We start from the raw sequence: 19,682 nt of genomic DNA, 5'->3' as shown, positions 1-19,682 counted from the left end.
AGCAGGAAGGAACAGCATGACGACAGATGTAACCGTAAAATCGCTGGCAGCAGAGATTCAGACTCCGGTTGATCGCCTGGTACAGCAGTTTGCTGATGCAGGGATCAACAAGTCCGAGTCGGACTCTGTTACCCAGCAAGAAAAAGAAACATTGCTGGCGCACCTGAACCGTGAACACGGCAGCGCGCCAGGTAAACTCACTTTGCAGCGCAAAACGCGCAGCACCTTGAATATCCCGAGCACCGGCGGTAAAAGTAAATCGGTGCAAATTGAGGTCCGCAAGAAACGCACTTATGTAAATCGCGATACGCAGGAAGCCCAGTTGGCTGAAGCGGCAGAGCAGGCACAGCGTGAAGCGGAAGAGCAGGCACGGCGCGAAGCGGAAGAGCTCGCAAAACGCGAAGCGGAAGCGAAGCGCGCAGCCGAAGAGCAAGCCAAACGTGAGGCCGCGGAGATTGCTAAGCGTAATTCAGCGGAAAAAGAAAAAGTGACCAATCAACATACCGACGAAATGACCAAGCCAGCTCAGGCGGAAAAAGCACGCCGTGAAGCCGAAGCCGCTGAACTGAAACGTAAAGCGGAAGAGGAAGTGCGCCGCAAGGTTGAAGAGGAAGCCAAGCGCGTGGCGGAAGAAGCCCGTCGCATGGCCGAAGAGAACGGCGAGAAGTGGGCCCAGGCCGACGCGGCAAGCGCTGCGGTTGAAAGTGCCGACTATCACGTGACCACCTCTCAGCATGCGCGTGCCGCAGAAGACGAAAACGACGCCAAAGTTGAAGGCGATCGTCGTAGCCGCACCCGCGGCGGCAAAGCGACCAAGCAGAAGAAAGGCAACAAGCTGTCCGAATCCAAAGCGGATCGCGAAGAAGCGCGTGCCGTTACCCGTGGCGGTAAAGGCAAACGCAAGCCTAGCGCTCTGCAGCAGGGCTTCAACAAGCCGGCGCAGGTGGTTAACCGTGACGTGGTGATCGGTGAAACCATCACCGTGGCCGAGCTGGCCAACAAGATGGCGGTAAAAGGTTCTCAGGTCATCAAAGTGATGATGAAGCTGGGCGCGATGGCCACCATCAACCAGGTTATCGACCAGGAAACCGCACAGCTGGTTGCCGAAGAGATGGGCCACAAAGTTATTTTGCGTCGTGAAAACGAGCTGGAAGAAGCGCTGATGAGCGACCGTGATACGGGCGCTGCGGCCGAGCCGCGCGCGCCGGTCGTGACCATCATGGGCCACGTTGACCACGGTAAAACCTCTCTGCTGGACTACATCCGCTCCACCAAAGTGGCGGCGGGCGAAGCCGGCGGCATTACCCAGCACATCGGTGCCTACCACGTAGAAACCGAGAACGGCATGATCACCTTCCTGGATACCCCGGGCCACGCCGCGTTTACCTCGATGCGTGCTCGTGGTGCTCAGGCGACTGACATCGTGGTTCTGGTGGTGGCGGCCGACGACGGCGTGATGCCACAGACCATCGAAGCTATCCAGCACGCGAAAGCGGCGCAGGTGCCGTTGGTGGTTGCGGTGAACAAAATCGACAAGCCGGAAGCCGATCCGGACCGCGTTAAGCAGGAACTGTCTCAGTACGGCGTTATGCCGGAAGAGTGGGGCGGCGAAGCGCAGTTCGTTCACGTGTCCGCGAAAGCCGGTACCGGTATCGACGAGCTGCTGCAGGCTATCCTGCTGCAGGCCGAAGTTCTGGAACTGAAAGCGGTACGCAGCGGCATGGCGAGCGGCGTAGTGATCGAGTCCTTCCTGGATAAAGGCCGTGGCCCAGTGGCTACCGTACTGGTTCAGGAAGGTACGCTGAACAAGGGCGACATCGTCCTGTGCGGCTTCGAATACGGCCGTGTGCGTGCGATGCGTGACGAGCTGGGCCGTGAAGTGACCTCTGCCGGTCCGTCTATCCCTGTGGAAATCCTGGGTCTGTCCAGCGTGCCTGCAGCGGGTGACGAAGCGACCGTGGTGCGCGACGAGAAGAAAGCGCGTGAAGTGGCGCTGTATCGTCAGGGCAAGTTCCGCGAAGTCAAACTGGCGCGTCAGCAGAAGTCCAAGCTGGAAAACATGTTCGCTAACATGACCGACGGCGAAGTGTCTGAGCTGAACATCGTACTGAAGTCCGATGTGCAGGGTTCTTGCGAAGCGATCAGCGACTCGCTGCTGAAACTCTCTACCGACGAAGTGAAGGTGAAGATTGTCGGCTCCGGCGTAGGTGGGATCACCGAAACCGACGCGACGCTGGCTGCGGCTTCCAACGCCATCATCCTGGGCTTCAACGTGCGTGCCGACGCTTCTGCGCGCCGCGTGATCGAAGCGGAAAGCCTGGATCTGCGTTACTACTCCGTGATCTATAACCTGATCGACGAAGTGAAGCAGGCGATGAGCGGTATGCTGGCGCCGGAATACAAGCAGCAGATCATCGGCCTGGCCGAAGTGCGCGACGTGTTCAAATCGCCTAAGTTCGGCGCTATCGCCGGCTGTATGGTTACCGAAGGGACCATCAAGCGTCACAACCCAATCCGCGTACTGCGCGACAACGTGGTTATCTATGAAGGCGAGCTGGAATCCCTGCGCCGCTTCAAAGATGACGTTAACGAAGTCCGTAACGGCATGGAATGTGGTATCGGCGTTAAGAACTATAACGACGTGCGCGTCGGCGACATGATCGAAGTGTTCGAAATCATTGAGATCCAACGCACCATCGCTTAACGATTGCACATCTGCTTATATCTGTTTACGGGGGGCCTTTGTGCCCCCCGATTTGTCTGGAGAATCCAAAATGGCAAAAGAATTCAGCCGCGGTCAACGCGTGGCGCAAGAGATGCAGAAAGAGATTGCGATCATTCTGCAGCGTGAAGTTAAAGATCCGCGCGTCGGCATGGCGACCGTTTCCGGCGTGGAAGTGTCCCGCGACCTGGCGTATGCCAAGGTTTACGTCACCTTCCTGAACGTATTGACCGAGAACCACGATCCGGATCTGGTCACCAACGGCATCAAAGCGTTGCAGGACGCTTCCGGCTATATCCGTACCCTGCTGGGCAAAGCGATGCGCCTGCGCGTGGTGCCGGAGCTGACCTTCGCTTACGACAACTCCCTGGTGGAAGGCATGCGCATGTCCAACCTGGTGACCAACGTGGTGAAGAACGACGCCGAGCGCCGTTCCGCCTCAGGCGATGACAAGGAGGATTAATGAGTCGCCCTCGTCGCCGCGGCCGTGACATCCACGGCGTGCTGTTGCTGGACAAGCCGCAGGGGTTGTCGTCCAACGATGCGCTGCAAAAAGTAAAACGTCTGTACAACGCCAACCGAGCGGGCCATACCGGCGCGCTCGATCCGTTGGCGACCGGCATGCTGCCTATTTGCCTGGGCGAAGCGACCAAGTTTTCGCAATACCTGCTCGATTCCGACAAGCGCTATCGGGTGATCGCCAAGCTGGGGCAGCGTACCGATACCTCCGACGCCGACGGCCAGATCGTGCAGGAGCGCCCGGTGAATTTCACCCAGGCGCAGCTCGACGCGGCGCTGGACACCTTCCGTGGCGACATCCAGCAGGTGCCGTCGATGTATTCGGCGTTGAAATACCAGGGCAAGAAACTCTACGAGTATGCGCGCCAGGGGATTGAAGTGCCGCGCGAAGCGCGCAGCATCACGGTGTACGAGCTGCAGTTTATCCGCTGGGAAGGGGATGAGCTGGAGCTGGAGATCCACTGCTCGAAAGGCACCTACATCCGCACCATCACCGACGATCTCGGCGAGCTGCTGGGCTGCGGCGCGCACGTGATCTATCTGCGCCGCCTGCAGGTGGCGACTTATCCGATTGCGCGCATGGTGACGCTGGAACAGCTGAACGCTTTGCTGGCGCAGGCGCAGGAACAAGAAATCGCGCCCGGCGAGCTGCTCGATCCGCTGCTGATGCCGATGGACAGCCCGGTTGAGAACTATCCGGAAGTGAATTTGCTGCCGGTGGTTGCGGGTTACGTCAAGCAGGGGCAACCGGTGCAAGTCGCCGGCGCGCCGGCTTCCGGCCTGGTGCGTATCACCGAGGGTGAAGAGCGAAAATTCATCGGCGTTGGCGACATCGCCGAGGATGGTCGCGTGGCGCCGCGCCGCCTGGTGGTCGAGCATTTCGACTGACGGCGGGGCACTGCGTCGCCTTGCGATCGCACTGCGCTAAGAGTAGAATGGCGCAGCTTATGCATTGGGTTGCTGAATTAGAGATCGGCGCCTGTTTTTATTATCTATAATCTGGAGTATTACAATGTCTCTAAGTGTTGAAGCTAAAGCTCAAATCGTAGCTGATTTCGGTCGTGGTACTAACGACAGCGGTTCTACCGAAGTTCAGGTTGCCCTGCTGACTGCGCAGATCAACCATCTGCAAGGCCACTTCTCTGAGCACAAAAAAGATCACCACAGCCGTCGTGGTCTGCTGCGTATGGTTTCTCAGCGTCGTAAGCTGCTGGACTACCTGAAGCGTAAAGATGTAGCACGTTACACCAGCCTGATCGAGCGTCTGGGTCTGCGTCGCTAATCTAGCAAGTTTCAGTGGAAAGGGGCCTATTTTGGCCCCTTTCTTCTAGGAAGCATAAGCAAATCAGGTTAATGTATTACTGATGTTTCCAAACAGGTTCTTCCGTTACAGAGGTTCGCGCGGCTAATGAGAGGCTTTATCTCCTGCCTGAGATAAGGATTGTCATTAGTCGCGAGGATGTAGTGAGAAGGCAAATCGAGTCACAGGCGTGTCGAGTCGTCAATGCGATTGCGCGCCGCTAATCAAGGATATAATTTTGCTGACACCGATCATTCGCAAATTCCAGTATGGCCAGCATACCGTCACCATCGAAACCGGTATGATGGCTCGTCAGGCCACCGCCGCCGTTATGGTGAGCATGGATGACACCGCCGTATTCGTTACCGTCGTTGGCCAGAAAAAAGCCAAGCCGGGCCAGAGCTTCTTCCCGCTGACCGTTAACTACCAAGAGCGTACTTACGCCGCCGGCCGCATCCCGGGCAGCTTCTTCCGTCGCGAAGGCCGTCCGAGCGAAGGCGAGACCCTGACTTCCCGTCTGATCGACCGTCCGATCCGTCCACTGTTCCCGGACAGCTTCCTGAACGAAGTTCAGGTGATCGCGACCGTGGTTTCCGTTAACCCGCAGGTGAACCCGGACATCGTCGCGATGATCGGCGCCTCTGCCGCCCTGAGCCTGTCCGGTATTCCGTTCAACGGCCCAATCGGCGCAGCGCGCGTAGGTTACATCAACGATCAGTATGTGCTGAACCCGACAACTGACGAGCTGAAAGAAAGCCGTCTGGATCTGGTGGTTGCCGGTACTGCAGGCGCGGTGCTGATGGTTGAATCCGAAGCGGAAGTGCTGAGCGAAGATCAGATGCTGGGCGCCGTGGTGTTCGGCCACGACCAGCAGCAAGTGGTTATCGAAAACATCAACTCCCTGGTTGCCGAAGCCGGCAAGCCGAAGTGGGATTGGCAGGCCCCTGCGGTCAACGAAGCGCTGCACGCGCGCGTGGCTGAACTGGCCGAAGCTCGCCTGGGCGACGCTTACCACATCACCGAAAAACAAGAGCGTTACGCTCAGGTTGACGCGATCAAAGACAGCGTGGTTGAAACCCTGCTGGCGCAGGACGAAACGCTGGACGCCGGCGAAATCCAGGACATCCTGGGCAACGTCGAGAAGAACGTGGTGCGTAGCCGCGTACTGCGTGGCGAGCCGCGTATCGACGGCCGTGAAAAAGACATGATCCGTGGCCTGGACGTGCGCACCGGCGTACTGCCGCGCACCCATGGTTCCGCGCTGTTCACCCGTGGCGAAACTCAGGCGCTGGTTACCGCGACCCTGGGTACCGCGCGCGACGCACAGAACCTGGACGAGCTGATGGGCGAGAAGACCGACAGCTTCCTGTTCCACTACAACTTCCCTCCGTACTCCGTAGGCGAAACCGGCATGGTCGGTTCTCCTAAGCGTCGTGAAATCGGTCACGGTCGCCTGGCGAAACGCGGCGTATTGGCTATGATGCCTAAACCGGAAGATTTCCCGTACACGGTTCGCGTCGTGTCTGAAATCACCGAATCCAACGGTTCTTCTTCCATGGCTTCCGTGTGCGGCGCATCTCTGGCGCTGATGGACGCCGGTGTGCCAATCAAGGCTGCCGTTGCGGGCATCGCGATGGGCCTGGTGAAAGAAGCCGATAACTTTGTGGTTCTGTCCGACATTCTGGGTGACGAAGATCACCTGGGCGACATGGACTTCAAAGTGGCCGGTAGCCGCGACGGTATCACCGCGCTGCAGATGGACATCAAAATCGAAGGCATCACCCGCGAGATCATGCAGGTGGCTCTGAACCAGGCCAAGGGCGCGCGTCTGCACATCCTGGGCGTGATGGAACAGGCTATCAGCTCCCCACGCGGCGATATCTCCGAATTCGCACCGCGTATTCATACTATCCGCATCAACCCGGATAAAATAAAAGACGTGATCGGGAAGGGCGGTTCCGTTATCCGCGCACTGACCGAAGAGACTGGAACTACCATCGAAATTGAAGATGATGGTACAGTTAAAATCGCTGCGACCGACGGTGAGAAGGCGAAATTCGCTATCCGTCGTATCGAAGAGATCACGGCAGAGATCGAAGTGGGCCGTATCTACCAGGGTAAAGTGACCCGTATCGTTGATTTCGGCGCATTCGTCGCTATCGGCGGTGGTAAAGAAGGTCTGGTGCACATTTCTCAGATCGCCGACAAGCGCGTTGAGAAAGTGACCGACTATCTGCAGATGGGTCAGGAAGTGCCGGTTAAGGTACTGGAAGTTGACCGTCAGGGCCGCGTGCGTCTGAGCATCAAAGAAGCGATGGCGCCGGAAGCAGGTTCACCTGCGCCTGAAGCAGAATAACTGTATAGATAGTTTTACAGCTCCCCGCCATGGGGTTGGGAGCTGTTCGTATCGCGCGGGTAGGATACCCGCGTTTTAGCAAACGGAGGACAGGACGTTCATCCAATGTTTGTCTTCGGGAGTGGGAAATGAAGCCTTTCTTGCGCTGGTGTTACGTTGCGACAGCACTCATGCTGGCAGGATGCAGCAACCATGATTGGCGTAAAGACGAAGTTTTGGCAATCCCGTTGCAGCCTACGTTGCAGCAGGAAGTGATCCTGGCGCGCATGGAACAAATTCTTGCCAGCCGGGCACTGACGGATGACGAACGCGCACAGCTTTTATATGAGCGCGGTGTGCTGTATGATAGCCTCGGGTTACGTGCATTAGCGCGCAATGATTTCTCGCAGGCGCTGGCGATACGTCCCGACATGCCGGAAGTTTTCAACTACCTGGGCATTTACTTAACGCAGGCAGGCAATTTTGATGCTGCCTATGAAGCGTTTGATTCTGTACTAGAGCTTGATCCAACTTACAATTACGCGCGTTTAAACCGGGGCATCGCACTGTATTATGGCGGCCGCTTCCCGTTGGCGCAGGATGATCTGCAGGCGTTTTATCAAGACGACCCAAACGATCCCTTCCGTTCGTTATGGCTGTATCTGGTGGAGCGAGAAATCGATCCCAAGAAGGCCGAAGTAGCGCTTCAGCAGCGCTATGACAAATCGGACAGAGGGCAATGGGGATGGAATATTGTCGAATTCTACCTGGGCAAGATCAGCGAAAAAACGCTGATGGAACGCCTCAAGGCAGATGCAACGGATAACACTTCGCTCGCTGAGCATCTCAGTGAAACTGACTTCTATTTGGGTAAACACTACCTGAGTCTGGGGGACAAGGACACCGCTTCGGCGCTGTTCAAACTGACGGTGTCTAACAACGTTCACAACTTCGTTGAGCACCGCTATGCATTGTTGGAATTGGCGCTTTTGGGCCAAGAGCAAGACGACCTATCGGAATCGGACCAGCAATAGCTGACGAACACCTATCAGCCTGATGAACATTGGTTTTTAACCAAAGTTATCGCCTTAACGGGCGAGGGCTTTTTTGTTCGTTTTATAATCTAATTTGAGCCGGTTCACACTTTTCAATGAAAATGACTGAAAATTTTCTCGACGAGTTATGTAGACTGGCTGCCATTATTAATGAGGCACGTGTACATGACGACTGAGTTTGAAACCTCTTTTGCTGATCTGGGGCTGTCTGCTCCAATCATTTCCGCCCTGAACGATCTGGGCTATGAAAAACCATCTCCGATCCAGGCTGAGTGTATTCCTCACCTGTTGAACGGCCGCGACGTGCTGGGCATGGCACAGACCGGTAGTGGTAAAACCGCAGCGTTCTCGCTGCCGCTGCTGCACAACCTGCAGGCAGACCTGAAAGCACCTCAGATCCTGGTGCTGGCACCGACCCGCGAACTGGCGGTTCAGGTTGCCGAAGCGATGACCGATTTCTCCAAACACATGAACGGCGTCAACGTGGTAGCCCTGTACGGCGGCCAGCGTTACGACGTACAGCTGCGCGCTCTGCGCCAGGGCCCGCAAATCGTTGTGGGTACCCCAGGTCGTCTGCTGGACCACCTGAAGCGCGGCACCCTGAACCTCTCTAATCTGAGCGGTCTGGTGCTGGATGAAGCCGACGAAATGCTGCGCATGGGCTTTATCGAAGACGTAGAAACCATCATGGCTGAGATCCCGGCAGAACATCAGACCGCGCTGTTCTCCGCCACCATGCCGGAAGCGATCCGTCGCATTACCCGCCGCTTCATGAAAGAGCCGCAGGAAGTGCGCATCCAGTCCAGCGTGACTACCCGTCCGGACATCAGCCAGAGCTACTGGTCGGTCTACGGCATGCGTAAAAACGAAGCGCTGGTGCGTTTCCTGGAAGCCGAAGACTTTGACGCGGCGATCATCTTCGTCCGTACCAAGAACGCGACCCTGGAAGTGGCCGAAGCGCTGGAGCGCAGCGGTTATAGCAGCGCCGCGCTGAACGGCGACATGAATCAGGCGCTGCGTGAGCAGACCCTGGAGCGCCTGAAAGACGGTCGTCTGGATATCCTGATCGCGACCGACGTTGCGGCCCGTGGCCTGGACGTTGAGCGCATCAGCCTGGTTGTCAACTATGACATCCCGATGGACTCCGAGTCTTACGTTCACCGTATCGGCCGTACCGGCCGTGCGGGTCGCGCCGGCCGTGCGCTGCTGTTCGTGGAAAACCGCGAACGCCGCCTGCTGCGCAACATCGAACGCACCATGAAGCTGACCATCCCTGAAGTGGAGCTGCCAAACGCAGAACTGCTGGGCGAGCGTCGTCTGGCCAAGTTCGCCGCGAAAGTTCAGCAGCAGCTGGAAAGCAGCGATCTGGATCTGTACCGCGCACTGCTGACCAAACTGCAGCCGGAAGAAGAGCTGGATATGGAAACCCTGGCCGCAGCGCTGCTGAAAATGGCTCAGGGCGAACGTCCGCTGATCCTGCCGCCGGATCCGGTCTTCAAACCGCGCCAGCGCCGCGAGTTCAACGACCGTGACGATCGCCGCGGCGACCGTCGCGACAGCCGCGATAGCCGTGACGGCGACCGTCCGCGTCGTGAACGTCGTGACGTTGGCGAAATGCAGCTGTACCGTATCGAAGTGGGCCGTGACGATGGCGTTGAAGTCCGTCACATCGTTGGCGCTATCGCTAACGAAGGCGACATCAGCAGCCGTTACATCGGTAACATCAAGCTGTTCGCTTCCCACTCCACCATCGAGCTGCCAAAAGGCATGCCGGGCGAGATCCTGAATCACTTCACTCGCACTCGCATCCTGAACAAGCCGATGAACATGCAGCTGTTGGGCGATGCACAGCCGTTCGAACGTCGCGAGCGTCGTGACGGTGGCAACGGTGGCGAGCGTCGTGGCAACGGTAACGGCCGTCCGTTCAACGGCGAACGTCGCGAAGGCGGCCCACGTCGTTCCTTCGGTGAACGTCGCGAAGGCGGTAACGGCGGCGAGCGTCGTGGCGGTAACTACAACCGTGACGGCAAGCCGGCGCCACGCCGTGATGACAGCGCACCGGCAGCACCACGTCGTCGTTTCGGCGACGCGTAATCGCTGATTCACCGTCCGCGGTGAAGCACTCTGAAAAACCAGCCTGCGGGCTGGTTTTTTTATGCCTGAAAATTGCCGTCAAATGCCCCTGAATGGCGTATCATTCATAAGGTTTTTTCTTATGGATGATATGCACGGGAGATGCCATGAGTTGGCAGCAGTTCAAATCTCAATACCTGGTGCGCTTTTGGGCACCGCTGCCGGCGGTGATCGCTGCCGGGATCCTTTCTACCTACTACTTCGGCATGACCGGCACCTTCTGGGCGGTGACCGGGGAATTCACCCGCTGGGGCGGCCATGTGCTGCAGTGGTTCGGCCTGCACCCCGAGCAGTGGGGCTATTTCAAGGTTATCGGCCTGCAGGGCACGCCGCTGGAACGCATCGACGGGCGCATGATCATCGGCATGTTCGCCGGCTGCATCGCCGCCGCGCTGTGGGCCAACAACATCAAGCTGCGCCAGCCGCAGCACCGCATTCGCATCGTGCAGGCACTGCTGGGCGGCATCATCGCTGGTTTCGGCGCGCGCCTGGCAATGGGCTGTAACCTGGCGGCCTTCTTCACCGGTATTCCGCAGTTCTCGCTGCACGCCTGGTTCTTCGCGCTGGCGACCGCCGCCGGCTCCTACTTCGGCGCCAAATTCACGCTGCTGCCGATGTTCCGCATCCCGGTCAAATTGCAAAAGGTTAAGGCTGCCGCGCCGCTGACGCAGAAACCTGAGCAGGCGCGCCGCCGCTTCCGGCTGGGCATGGCGGTCTTCGGCCTGGCGGTGGCCTGGTCGCTGTGGACGCTGTTCGATGCGCCGAAGCTCGGCATCGCCATGCTGTTCGGTATCGGCTTCGGTCTGCTGATCGAACGCGCGCAGATCTGCTTTACCTCGGCGTTCCGCGATCTGTGGATCACCGGCCGCACCCACATGGCGAAAGCCATTATCATCGGCATGGCGGTGAGCGCCATCGGCATCTTCAGCTACGTGCAGCTTGGCGTGGCGCCGAAGATCATGTGGGCCGGCCCGAATGCGGTGCTGGGCGGCTTGCTGTTCGGCTTCGGCATCGTGCTGGCCGGCGGTTGCGAGACCGGCTGGATGTACCGCGCGGTGGAAGGGCAGGTACACTACTGGTGGGTGGGGCTGGGCAACATCATCGGCGCTACGCTGCTGGCCTATTACTGGGACGATCTGGCACCGGCGCTGGCGACCGACTACGACAAGATCAACCTGCTCGACACCTTCGGCCCGGTCGGTGGCCTGCTGGTGACCTATCTGCTGCTGGCGCTGGCCTTCGCCGCCATGCTGTGGTGGGAGAAACGCTTTTTCCGCGCCCGGCCTGAGGCGCAGGTGGTGAACTTGAGGAGCATGTCATGAAAGAGACGACGATAGTGCCGGACTACCGGCTGGACATGCTGGGCGAGCCTTGCCCGTACCCGGCAGTGGCGACGCTGGAGGCGATGCCGCAGCTGAAGCCGGGGGAGATCCTGGAAGTGATCAGCGATTGCCCGCAGTCGATCAACAACATCCCGCTCGATGCGCGCAACCATGGCTATAAGGTGCTGGATATCCAGCAGGACGGGCCGACCATCCGCTACCTGATCCAGCGTTAACGCCGAGGCGGTGGGGTTCCCCACCGCCTTTTCGCTTTTTATCCCTTCACGATGTCGCCCTTCACGCCGGCAACAATCTCGAACGAACGCAGCCGTGCCTGGTGATCGAAAATCTGGCCGTTGACCATGATCTCGTCGGCATCGGTTTCACGCAGCAGCGTTTGCAGCCCGTGGCGCACCGTTTTTTCATCGCCGACGATCGACATCCGCAGCGCCTGTTCGACGCCGTATTGTTCACCGGCGGTCCACAGCGCGTGGATGTTATCCACTGGCGGCGGCAGCGGACCGGGCGAACCGCGGCGCAGATTGATGAACTGCTGCTGCATCGAGCTGAACAGGAAGCGTGCATCGCTGTCGCTCTCGGCGGCGATCACGTTGACGCATACCATGGCGTGCGGCTGCGCCAGCTGTTTGGACGGTTTGAAGTTCTCGCGGTACAGCTGCAGTGCCTGGAACAGCATATCCGGGGCGAAGTGCGAGGCGAAGGCGAACGGCAGGCCGAGCTGTGCCGCCAGCTGCGCGCTGTAGAGGCTGGAACCGAGCAGCCAGAGCGGCACGTGCAGCCCCTGGCCCGGCACCGCCTGCACCGGCTGGCCGGGCTGCGCATCGCAGAAATAGTTTTGCAGTTCCTGCACGTCGCGCGGGAAGGTATCCACGTCGCCGGACAGGTGGCGGCGCAGCGCCATCATGGTGCGCTGATCGGTGCCGGGCGCTCGGCCCAACCCCAAATCGATGCGCCCTGGGTAGAGCGACTCCAGCGTGCCGAACTGCTCGGCAATCACCAGCGGCGCATGGTTCGGCAGCATCACACCGCCGGAGCCGAGGCGAATGCTTTGGGTGCCGGCGGCCAGATAGCCCAGCAGCACTGAGGTGGCGGCGCTACCGATGCCGGTCATGTTGTGGTGCTCGGCCAGCCAGTAGCGCTGGTAGCCCCAGCGTTCGGCGTGCTGCGCCAAATCCAGCGAACAGTGGAAAGCGTCGCGCGCTTTGGCCCCTTGCGGGATTGGCGATAAATCCAGTACCGACAGCGGTACCGCAGTGTGTTCAGTCATGACATCGTCCATCAGAGAGTGGATCGCTTAAAGGGCGATTGCAGGAGTCTGCATACCAAAAAGCCGAAAAAAGATGCTTTTTAGTGTTAAAAGCATAATCCAATTTATAGTTATAAAAGAGGAGATATGTGCTTGTGATATCCTCATGAGAGCAATGGTGTTTTTTGGAGCAATTTGAGACATGGAAATGATGATCCCCGCCCGCCGCTTACCGTTCCGGGAGCTGACATAATGAAAAAAAAGACGCTGTTTACCCTGTTGCTGATGTTGGCGGCGATCGCATTGGCGATCCTGTTCCGCGCGCACAATCAGGATCTGTTGCTGCAGGGTGAAGTGGATGCCCCCGAAGTGATCGTCGCATCCAAGGCGAAAGGCCGGGTCGTTGAACGCCTGATCGAACGCGGCGACGACGTGAAAAGCGGTCAGCTGATCATTCAGCTCGATAGCCCCGAACTGATGGCGCAGCTGCGTTCCGCGCAGGCGACGCGCGACGAGGCCAAGGCGCAGCTCGAGCTGTCGCTGCACGGCACCCGTGAAGAGAGCATCCGCAACCTGCGCGCCAACCTGGCGCAGGCCGAGGCGCAGTACCGCAATGCGCAAAATGACTACAACCGCAACCTGAGCGTGGCCGGCAAGGGCTATATCTCGAAGTCCGAGCTGGACGCTTCGCGCCGGTCGCGCGACACCGCCTTCCAGCAGGTACAGGCCGCCAAGGCCAATCTGGATGAAGGCATTAACGGCGACCGCGTCGAGCAGCGGCAGCAATATGCGGCGGCGCTGCGGGCGGCGGAAGAGAATCTGCTGCAGATCCAGGCGCAGAGCGACGATCTGCAGGTGAAAGCGCCGGTGGACGGCGAAGTGGGGCCGATCCCGGCCGAAGTGGGCGAATTGCTGAACGCCGGCAGCCCGCTGGTGACGTTGATCCGGGTGCCGGACGCCTACTTCGTGTTTAACCTGCGTGAAGACATCCTGGCCCACGTGCGCAAAGGCGACAAGGTCACGCTGCGGGTACCGGCGCTGAAGGACAAAATGATCGATACCGAGGTGCGCTACATCGCGCCGCTGGGGGATTACGCCACCAAACGCGCCACCCGCGCCACCGGCGACTTCGACCTGAAAACCTTCGAAGTGCGCCTGTATCCGTCACAGCCGGTGGACGGCCTGCGTCCGGGGATGAGCACCTTATGGCAATGGAAAGAGTAAGGGCCGGCTGGCGCTGCTTCAGTCACGCGTTCGACAAAGAGTGTCGCGTCGCCTTTCGCAGCCCGGTGGTGCACTGGCTGAGCTGGATCTTTCCGCTGATCCTATTTGCGCTGATCAGCAGTAACTTCTCCGAAGGCACGCTGCTCGATCTGCCGGTCTCGGTGGTGGACAGCGATCACAGCCCGCTGTCCAAATCGCTGACGCGGCGGCTGGACGCCGGTTCGCATGCCCACGTCGAGGCATATGGCGGCGGGCTGCCGGAGTCGCTGAGCCGCCTGCGCAGCGCGCAGGATTACGCGTTGCTGTATATCCCGCCGGACTTTGAGGCTAACGCGCTGTCAGGCAAACAGCCGAGTGTGGTGATGTACTACAACGCGCTGTTCTACGGCGCCGGGCTGTACTCCACCCAGGACTTTGGCGGCCTGATGAACGAAATCAACGCCAGCACCCGCAGCATCATCGCCACCGAGATGGGTAAAACGCTGCCGCCGTTGGCGGACGTGACGCTCTCCTACGGCAGCCTGTTCAACGCCAGCGGCAGCTATATCTATTACCAGCAGTTCGCCGCCACCATCCACCTGCTGCAGCTGTTCGCGGTGACCTGCATGATCTACGTGCTGGCGCGCAGCAAGTCGCTGCTGCAGGCCAAGCCGTTCAGCCTGGCGCTGCTCGGCAAGCTGGCACCGTACACGCTGTGTTTCACCACCCTGCTGATGGTGGAGATCGCGGCGCTGGTGGGTATCTTTGACGCCCGCGTCAGCGGCAATCCGCTGTTTATGCTGATGATCGGCCTGTTCTACGTGATGGCGGCTCAGAGCATCGGCCTGCTGCTGTACACCTTTACCGGCAGCACCATCACCGCCTACAGCCTGATTGGTATTTTGGTCAGTATCGCGATGACCTTCTCCGGCATGGCGGTGCCTGAGCTGTCGATGCCGCTGCCGGCGCGCATCATTTCCAACATCGAACCGCTGACCCACGCGCTGTACGCGATGTTCGACGTGTTCCTGCGGCAGGTGCACGCCAGCGCCATCTTCAGCGTGTGCGCGCTGCTGGCGGTCTATCCGCTGGTGGCCGCGCTGCTGGTGCGCAATCGCCTGCCGGCGCGGCTGGCAAAAGAGGGGAACGCCGGATGAAGCTCTATTGGCAAACCTTCGTTAAGGTGTTGCTCGGCATGCTGGAGCGGCCGGTGTGGCTGATGCTGATCCTGTCGCTGTGCATCATGAGCCTGGTGTACGCCAACCGCACGGTGTGGGATCTGCCGGTGGGGGTGGTCGATCAGGACCACAGCACCGCCAGCCGCCAGCTGATCCGCCAACTGGACGCCACCTCCAAGATAGCGATTGAAACCTACGACAGCCTGGAACAGGCACAGCGCGATCTCAGCTGGCGCAAGCTGTTTGCGGTGATCATCATGCCGGTGGATCTGGAGAAGAAGATCCTCAGCGGGCAGAACATCGTGGTGCCGGTGTACGGCGACGCCACCAACCGTCTGGCCAACGGCCAGATCCAACAGGACGTGGTGGCGGCCTATCAGCAGCTGCTGACGGAGTACAACAACGGGCTGCTGCTGCGCAGCGGTTTCAGCGAACGGCAGGCGCAGATACTGCTGACGCCGATACTGGGGCAAACGCTGGACGTGTTTAACCCCGGCATCAGCTTCGCGGCGATCATCTTCCCCGGCCTGTTGGTGATGCTGTTGCAGCACTCGCTGCTGATCGCCTGTATCCGCGTCAATATCGCCATGAAGAGCATGCCCGGCGGCAAAGCGCCGCTGGCGGCGCACCTCGGCGGGCTGACGGCGCTGCTGCCGATCTGGCTGTTCCTGTCGATCGTGCTGTTCGTGCTGTGGCCGTGGGTATTGGGCTATCGGCAGACGGCGAACATCGCCGAACTGCTGCTGCTGACCTTCCCGTTCCTGCTGGCGGTACTGGGGCTGGGCAAGCTGGTGACCGAGTGCCTGCGCAGCGTCGAAATGATCTACCTGACGCTGGCGTTCATCACGACGCCGGTCTTCTACCTGTCCGGCACCATCTGGCCGCTGCAGTCGATGCCGGCCTGGGTGCGCGCCATCTCGTACAGCATTCCCTCCACCTGGGGCACCAAGGCGATCGCCGGCGTCAACCAGATGGGGCTGTCGCTGAATGAAGTGTGGGGCGACGTGGTGATGATGCTGGTGCTCGGCGTGGTCTACACCCTGCTGGGCTTCGGTGTCGGCTTCTTGCGCAACAGCGTGGCGCTGCGCGGGATGTTCAGGAAACGGCGGGCGAGTTGATTGAAAACTCCCCTCGGTGAGGAGGGGAGCGAGGATCACCCCACCAACTCCAACCCCGCCACGCGGCGCCAGTAGCCGTTGCAGTCGACGTGGTTGGTCAAGGCCAGCGGCTGCTCGCCGCGCTCGTTGGCGCGGAAGGCGTCGATCTGTGCCAGCGTCTCGGCGCCCTGCGGCGACAGTCGCACGATGTCCACCAGCCCCTGCATGCTTGGCAGCTCGTTGCCGAGGTTGTAGCAGTAACCGCTCATGGTCTGGATGCCGTTGAGTACGAACACCTGCTGCTGTTCCTGGGAGCGCATCATGCGACCCTGCGGATACTTGATGCAGCAGGTTTCGCACTCGTCCTTGCCGCGGTTTTCCGAGCGGGCGGTGAAGCAGCGCGCCGAATAGGCCAGCGGCAGATGGCCGTAGCTCAGCACCTCCACCTCGAAGTCGTGGCGGAAGCCCAGCTCGTCGCACTGCGTCAGCAGATTGGCCAGCCAATCGCGTGACAGCTCGACCGGCATGCACCAGCGCATCATGCCCTGGCGGCGCAGCAGGCGCAGAGTATAGGCGTTGTAGCAGTTCAGCGCATGGCCGGCGACGAACGGCAGACCGCGTTCCGCCGCCATGTTCACTGCGCCCAGATCGTTAGCTTCAAACAGGAACTCGCCGTTCTCCACATAGCGTTTCAGCTCATTCAGTTCGGACGGCGCCTGCAGCAGCGCCAGAGTGGAGATCACCACCTGCTTGCCGCTGCGGGCGATGTCGCGCGCCAGCGCCAGCCAATCGCCGACCTTCATCTCGCGCCGCTTGGTGCAGACGCTCTCGCCGAGGTAAATGATGTCGGCGTTACTCTCCGCCGCCTGCTGATAGAACGCCGCGATGTCGTTTTTCGGCCAGTAGTAGAGTACCGGCCCCAGTGCGTATTTCATGTTTCCTCCGGCTACTGCCATTTGCGGTGATAGGCGCCCAGCGTGGTCTGGGTGCCCTCGGACATCGCGCCCAGCGTCTCCATCCAGGCGGCGTCGGCGCGGTAGGCGGCCGGATCGGCCTGGCAACGGTCGATCGCCTGGCGCCATACGCGTGCCACCTGGCTGACGTAAGCCGGGCTGCGCTGGCGGCCTTCGATCTTCACCGAGGCAATGTTGGCGGCCAGCAGCTCCGGCAGCAGCTCCAACGTATTGAGGCTGGTGGGCTCTTCCAGCGCGTGGTAGCGCACGTCGTCCACCAGATAGCGGCCCTTGCACAGCGTCGGGTAACCGGCGTTTTCATGGTCCTGGTAGCGGTCGATCAGCACGTCGTTCAGGCGCGACTCCATGCCCTGTGCGGTTTGCTGCCAGCGCACGAAACGCGCCGGCGAACAGGCGCCGACGGTGTTCGGCGACTCGCCGGTCAGGTAGGAGGAGAGGTAGCAGCGCCCTTCGGCCATGATGCACAGGCTGCCGAAGGCGAACACTTCCAGCGGCACCGGGCTGGTGCGCGCCAGCTGTTTCACCTGGTGCATCGACAGCACCCGCGGCAGCACCACCCGGCCGACCTCGAAGTTGCGCTGGTAGAAACGGATCGCCTCCTCATTGGTGGCGGAAGCCTGCACCGAAACGTGGCGTTCCAGCTGCGGGTAGCGCTGGGCGGCGTATTCCAGCATCGCCAGATCCGCCAGAATCAACGCGTCGGCGCCCAGTTGGGCGGCCATATCCACCGCGCGCTGCCAGCGGGCGTAGCCGTCGGGATGGGCGAAGGTGTTGATGGCGATATGCAGTTTGCGGCCGTGGCGATGCACGTAATCGACCGCTTCCTGCAGCTTTTTCTCGGTGAAGTTAAGGCCGGCGAAGTGGCGCGCGTTGGTATCGTCTTTCAGACCGATGTAAACGGCATCGGCGCCGTTATCCACCGCGGCCTTCAGGGCCGGCAGGTTGCCGGCGGGACAAAGCAGCTCCATAGATTTATCCTGGCTTAGCCGTGCGCCCGGCCGGGCGCACGCTGTCTTTAAAGGTTGCCGGCGGCGGTGTTCCGCCGGCAAATGCGAATCGGGGAGGTCATTTTAGGCAATGGGGCACACACAGGTTTTGATTTGAGGCAGCTTATGGCGTATTGATAAACATGGCGGTGAAATGCACTATTTGTTGATATAGACCGCTGAAGCCGCGCGTCAGTGTGGCAAAATAGCGGTAGTCCGTATTGAAAGGAGTGGATGACCGTGTTGGAACAACTACGAGCACGCCTTGTGCGCCAGGGGCCGTCGCTGCTGCGCATCCCGCTGAAATTCACGCCGTTCGCTCTGCAGCGTCAGCTGCTGCAACAGGTGCTGAGCTGGCAGTTCCGCCAGGCATTGGCGGATGGGGATCTGGAGTTTCTCGAATCGCGTTGGCTGAAGATCGAAGTTCGCGATCTGGCGCTACAATGGTTTATGACGGTAGAAAACGACAAACTGGTGGTCAGCCAGCACGCCGAAGCGGACGTCAGCTTCAGCGGCGACGCCAACGATCTGATCCTGATCGCGGCGCGCAAGCAAGATCCGGATACGCTGTTCTTTCAGCGTCGGCTGCAGATTGAAGGGGATACCGAATTGGGCCTGTATGTGAAAAATTTGATGGACGCCATCGAGCTGGAAAGCATGCCTGCGCCGCTGCGCATGGGGCTGTTGCAGTTGGCTGATTTTGTCGAAGCAGGGTTGCAGGAGGGCACGGCGTCGGCTTCCCGTGTGGCGGTATCATGCTGATCCGCGTAGAGATCCCGGTAGACGCGGCGGGCATCGACACCTTGCTGCGCCGCGCCTTTGGCCGCGACGACGAAGCCGATCTGGTGCAGCAGCTGCGCGAAGACGGCCTGCTGACGCTGGGCGTGGTCGCCACTGACGACGAAGGCGGGGTAGTGGGTTACGCCGCGTTCAGCCCGGTAGACGTGGCCGGCGAAGACCGCCAATGGGTGGCGCTGGCGCCGCTGGCGGTAGACGAAAGCCTGCGCCGCCAGGGGCTGGCTGAAAAGCTGGTGTACGAAGGCCTGGATTCGCTGAACGAATTCAGCTACGCCGCGGTGGTGGTGCTGGGCGATCCGGCCTACTACGGCCGCTTCGGCTTTAAACCGGCCGCCACCTATGGCCTGAACTGCCGCTGGCCGGACACGGAAAGCGCGTTCCAGGTGTATCCGCTGGCGGAAGACGCCCTGAATGGCGTCAGCGGCGAAGTGGCTTTTTCGGCGCCGTTTAATCGCTTTTAACGACCGGCAATAGATACGCCAACGACAGCGGCGGGTGATTCACCAGCCGCTCTTTTTGTATTTTGCTCAGCTGTTTGACGCGGTATTCCAGCTTCAGCGCCGTTGAGCGATCCCCCACCTGGCAGTGAAACGCCAATGTCAGTTCCCCTTTACCGCGCAGCGCCTTGGCGCCTTTGCCGGCTTGGTGCTGTGCCAGTCGGCGCGCCACGTCGGTGGTGATGCCGGTATACAGCATGCCGCTCGGTAAACGCAGCATGTAGAGGTGCCAGGGAGTGGGGGTAGTGTCGGTCATCGTACGCCGTTTCGGTGGCCAGGGTCGGCGTATGATGGCA

Annotated in this window: 19 protein-coding genes; 15 read left to right on the top strand and 4 right to left on the bottom strand. The window is 60.0% G+C overall.

Annotated features, from left to right (window positions below; translation table 11 throughout):
• Positions 1 to 16 precede the first annotated feature (16 nt).
• From infB to yedF, 10 genes are all read left to right on the top strand, one after another.
• Entirely contained in the window at positions 17 to 2,704 is a 2,688-nt protein-coding gene (gene infB, locus RE418_RS04090) for a translation initiation factor IF-2 (protein ID WP_004933511.1), read from the top strand.
• Positions 2,705 to 2,774: 70 nt separating this feature from the next.
• The gene (gene rbfA, locus RE418_RS04085) at positions 2,775 to 3,185 is read left to right on the top strand and encodes a 30S ribosome-binding factor RbfA (RefSeq protein ID WP_004933508.1); all 411 of its coding nucleotides are present in this window, start codon (positions 2,775 to 2,777) and stop codon (positions 3,183 to 3,185) included.
• Positions 3,185 to 4,129: a tRNA pseudouridine(55) synthase TruB gene (truB, locus tag RE418_RS04080; RefSeq protein ID WP_025305054.1), complete on the top strand. Its 945-nt coding sequence runs from the start codon at positions 3,185 to 3,187 to the stop codon at positions 4,127 to 4,129. The genes rbfA and truB overlap by 1 nt, the downstream gene beginning before the upstream one ends.
• A gap of 124 nt (positions 4,130 to 4,253) precedes the next feature.
• The gene (rpsO, locus tag RE418_RS04075; protein WP_004933502.1) at positions 4,254 to 4,523 is read left to right on the top strand and encodes a 30S ribosomal protein S15; all 270 of its coding nucleotides are present in this window, start codon (positions 4,254 to 4,256) and stop codon (positions 4,521 to 4,523) included.
• Between the two features lie 256 nt (positions 4,524 to 4,779).
• Positions 4,780 to 6,897 (top strand): polyribonucleotide nucleotidyltransferase, encoded by a 2,118-nt coding sequence (gene pnp, locus RE418_RS04070; protein WP_025305055.1) that lies wholly within the window; start codon positions 4,780 to 4,782, stop codon positions 6,895 to 6,897.
• 128 nt (positions 6,898 to 7,025) lie between these two features.
• Positions 7,026 to 7,910 (top strand): lipoprotein NlpI, encoded by an 885-nt coding sequence (nlpI, locus tag RE418_RS04065; RefSeq protein ID WP_025305056.1) that lies wholly within the window; start codon positions 7,026 to 7,028, stop codon positions 7,908 to 7,910.
• Between the two features lie 116 nt (positions 7,911 to 8,026).
• Positions 8,027 to 8,107 carry a protein YrbN gene (gene yrbN / locus RE418_RS04060; protein WP_099032700.1) on the top strand — a complete coding sequence of 27 codons (81 nt, stop codon included), beginning with the start codon at positions 8,027 to 8,029 and terminating at the stop codon, positions 8,105 to 8,107.
• Positions 8,097 to 10,025, top strand: a complete 1,929-nt coding sequence (locus tag RE418_RS04055; RefSeq protein ID WP_049203330.1) for a DEAD/DEAH family ATP-dependent RNA helicase — start codon at positions 8,097 to 8,099, stop codon at positions 10,023 to 10,025. Before yrbN ends, RE418_RS04055 begins: the two co-directional genes overlap by 11 nt.
• A 146-nt stretch (positions 10,026 to 10,171) precedes the next feature.
• Positions 10,172 to 11,386 carry a selenium metabolism membrane protein YedE/FdhT gene (gene yedE / locus RE418_RS04050; protein WP_213928279.1) on the top strand — a complete coding sequence of 405 codons (1,215 nt, stop codon included), beginning with the start codon at positions 10,172 to 10,174 and terminating at the stop codon, positions 11,384 to 11,386.
• Positions 11,383 to 11,622 carry a sulfurtransferase-like selenium metabolism protein YedF gene (gene yedF / locus RE418_RS04045; protein ID WP_004933486.1) on the top strand — a complete coding sequence of 80 codons (240 nt, stop codon included), beginning with the start codon at positions 11,383 to 11,385 and terminating at the stop codon, positions 11,620 to 11,622. The genes yedE and yedF overlap by 4 nt, the downstream gene beginning before the upstream one ends.
• A 38-nt stretch (positions 11,623 to 11,660) precedes the next feature.
• Here yedF and RE418_RS04040 read toward each other — a convergent pair whose 3' ends face one another.
• Positions 11,661 to 12,674 (bottom strand): LLM class flavin-dependent oxidoreductase, encoded by a 1,014-nt coding sequence (locus RE418_RS04040; RefSeq protein ID WP_025305059.1) that lies wholly within the window; start codon positions 12,672 to 12,674, stop codon positions 11,661 to 11,663.
• A gap of 231 nt (positions 12,675 to 12,905) precedes the next feature.
• Between RE418_RS04040 and RE418_RS04035 the strand changes: the two genes are divergently transcribed.
• The 3 genes from RE418_RS04035 to RE418_RS04025 are packed head-to-tail and all read left to right on the top strand — an operon-like array spanning position 12,906 to position 16,152.
• Positions 12,906 to 13,877 (top strand): HlyD family secretion protein, encoded by a 972-nt coding sequence (locus tag RE418_RS04035; RefSeq protein WP_025305060.1) that lies wholly within the window; start codon positions 12,906 to 12,908, stop codon positions 13,875 to 13,877.
• Positions 13,859 to 15,013 carry an ABC transporter permease gene (locus RE418_RS04030; RefSeq protein ID WP_044029869.1) on the top strand — a complete coding sequence of 385 codons (1,155 nt, stop codon included), beginning with the start codon at positions 13,859 to 13,861 and terminating at the stop codon, positions 15,011 to 15,013. Before RE418_RS04035 ends, RE418_RS04030 begins: the two co-directional genes overlap by 19 nt.
• Positions 15,010 to 16,152 (top strand): ABC transporter permease, encoded by a 1,143-nt coding sequence (locus tag RE418_RS04025; RefSeq protein WP_142590994.1) that lies wholly within the window; start codon positions 15,010 to 15,012, stop codon positions 16,150 to 16,152. The genes RE418_RS04030 and RE418_RS04025 overlap by 4 nt, the downstream gene beginning before the upstream one ends.
• A 35-nt stretch (positions 16,153 to 16,187) precedes the next feature.
• On the opposite strand, the gene RE418_RS04020 is transcribed toward RE418_RS04025, so the two are convergent.
• Together RE418_RS04020 and RE418_RS04015 are read right to left on the bottom strand one after the other, a co-directional pair.
• Entirely contained in the window at positions 16,188 to 17,066 is an 879-nt protein-coding gene (locus RE418_RS04020) for a U32 family peptidase (protein WP_099817053.1), read from the bottom strand.
• Between the two features lie 11 nt (positions 17,067 to 17,077).
• Entirely contained in the window at positions 17,078 to 18,073 is a 996-nt protein-coding gene (locus tag RE418_RS04015; protein WP_033641666.1) for a peptidase U32 family protein, read from the bottom strand.
• A gap of 252 nt (positions 18,074 to 18,325) precedes the next feature.
• On the opposite strand from RE418_RS04015, the gene RE418_RS04010 reads away from it, so the two are divergent.
• On the top strand, positions 18,326 to 18,853 hold the full coding sequence (locus RE418_RS04010) for an SCP2 domain-containing protein (RefSeq protein WP_170311425.1): 528 nt from the start codon (positions 18,326 to 18,328) through the stop codon (positions 18,851 to 18,853).
• A complete protein-coding gene (locus tag RE418_RS04005) occupies positions 18,847 to 19,350 on the top strand; it encodes a GNAT family N-acetyltransferase (RefSeq protein ID WP_043139248.1) in 504 nt (167 codons plus the stop codon). Before RE418_RS04010 ends, RE418_RS04005 begins: the two co-directional genes overlap by 7 nt.
• Here RE418_RS04005 and RE418_RS04000 read toward each other — a convergent pair.
• The gene (locus tag RE418_RS04000; protein WP_025305084.1) at positions 19,337 to 19,642 is read right to left on the bottom strand and encodes a GIY-YIG nuclease family protein; all 306 of its coding nucleotides are present in this window, start codon (positions 19,640 to 19,642) and stop codon (positions 19,337 to 19,339) included. The two genes, RE418_RS04005 and RE418_RS04000, sit on opposite strands and share 14 nt — an antisense overlap.
• Positions 19,643 to 19,682 lie beyond the last annotated feature (40 nt).

The sequence above is a fragment of the Serratia sp. szju genome (genome assembly GCF_044594185.1).
In the GTDB taxonomy this organism is placed as follows: domain Bacteria; phylum Pseudomonadota; class Gammaproteobacteria; order Enterobacterales; family Enterobacteriaceae; genus Serratia; species Serratia bockelmannii.
The sequence above is the reverse complement of the archived record's forward strand: the minus strand, read 5'-3'. Positions and strand labels throughout refer to the sequence as shown.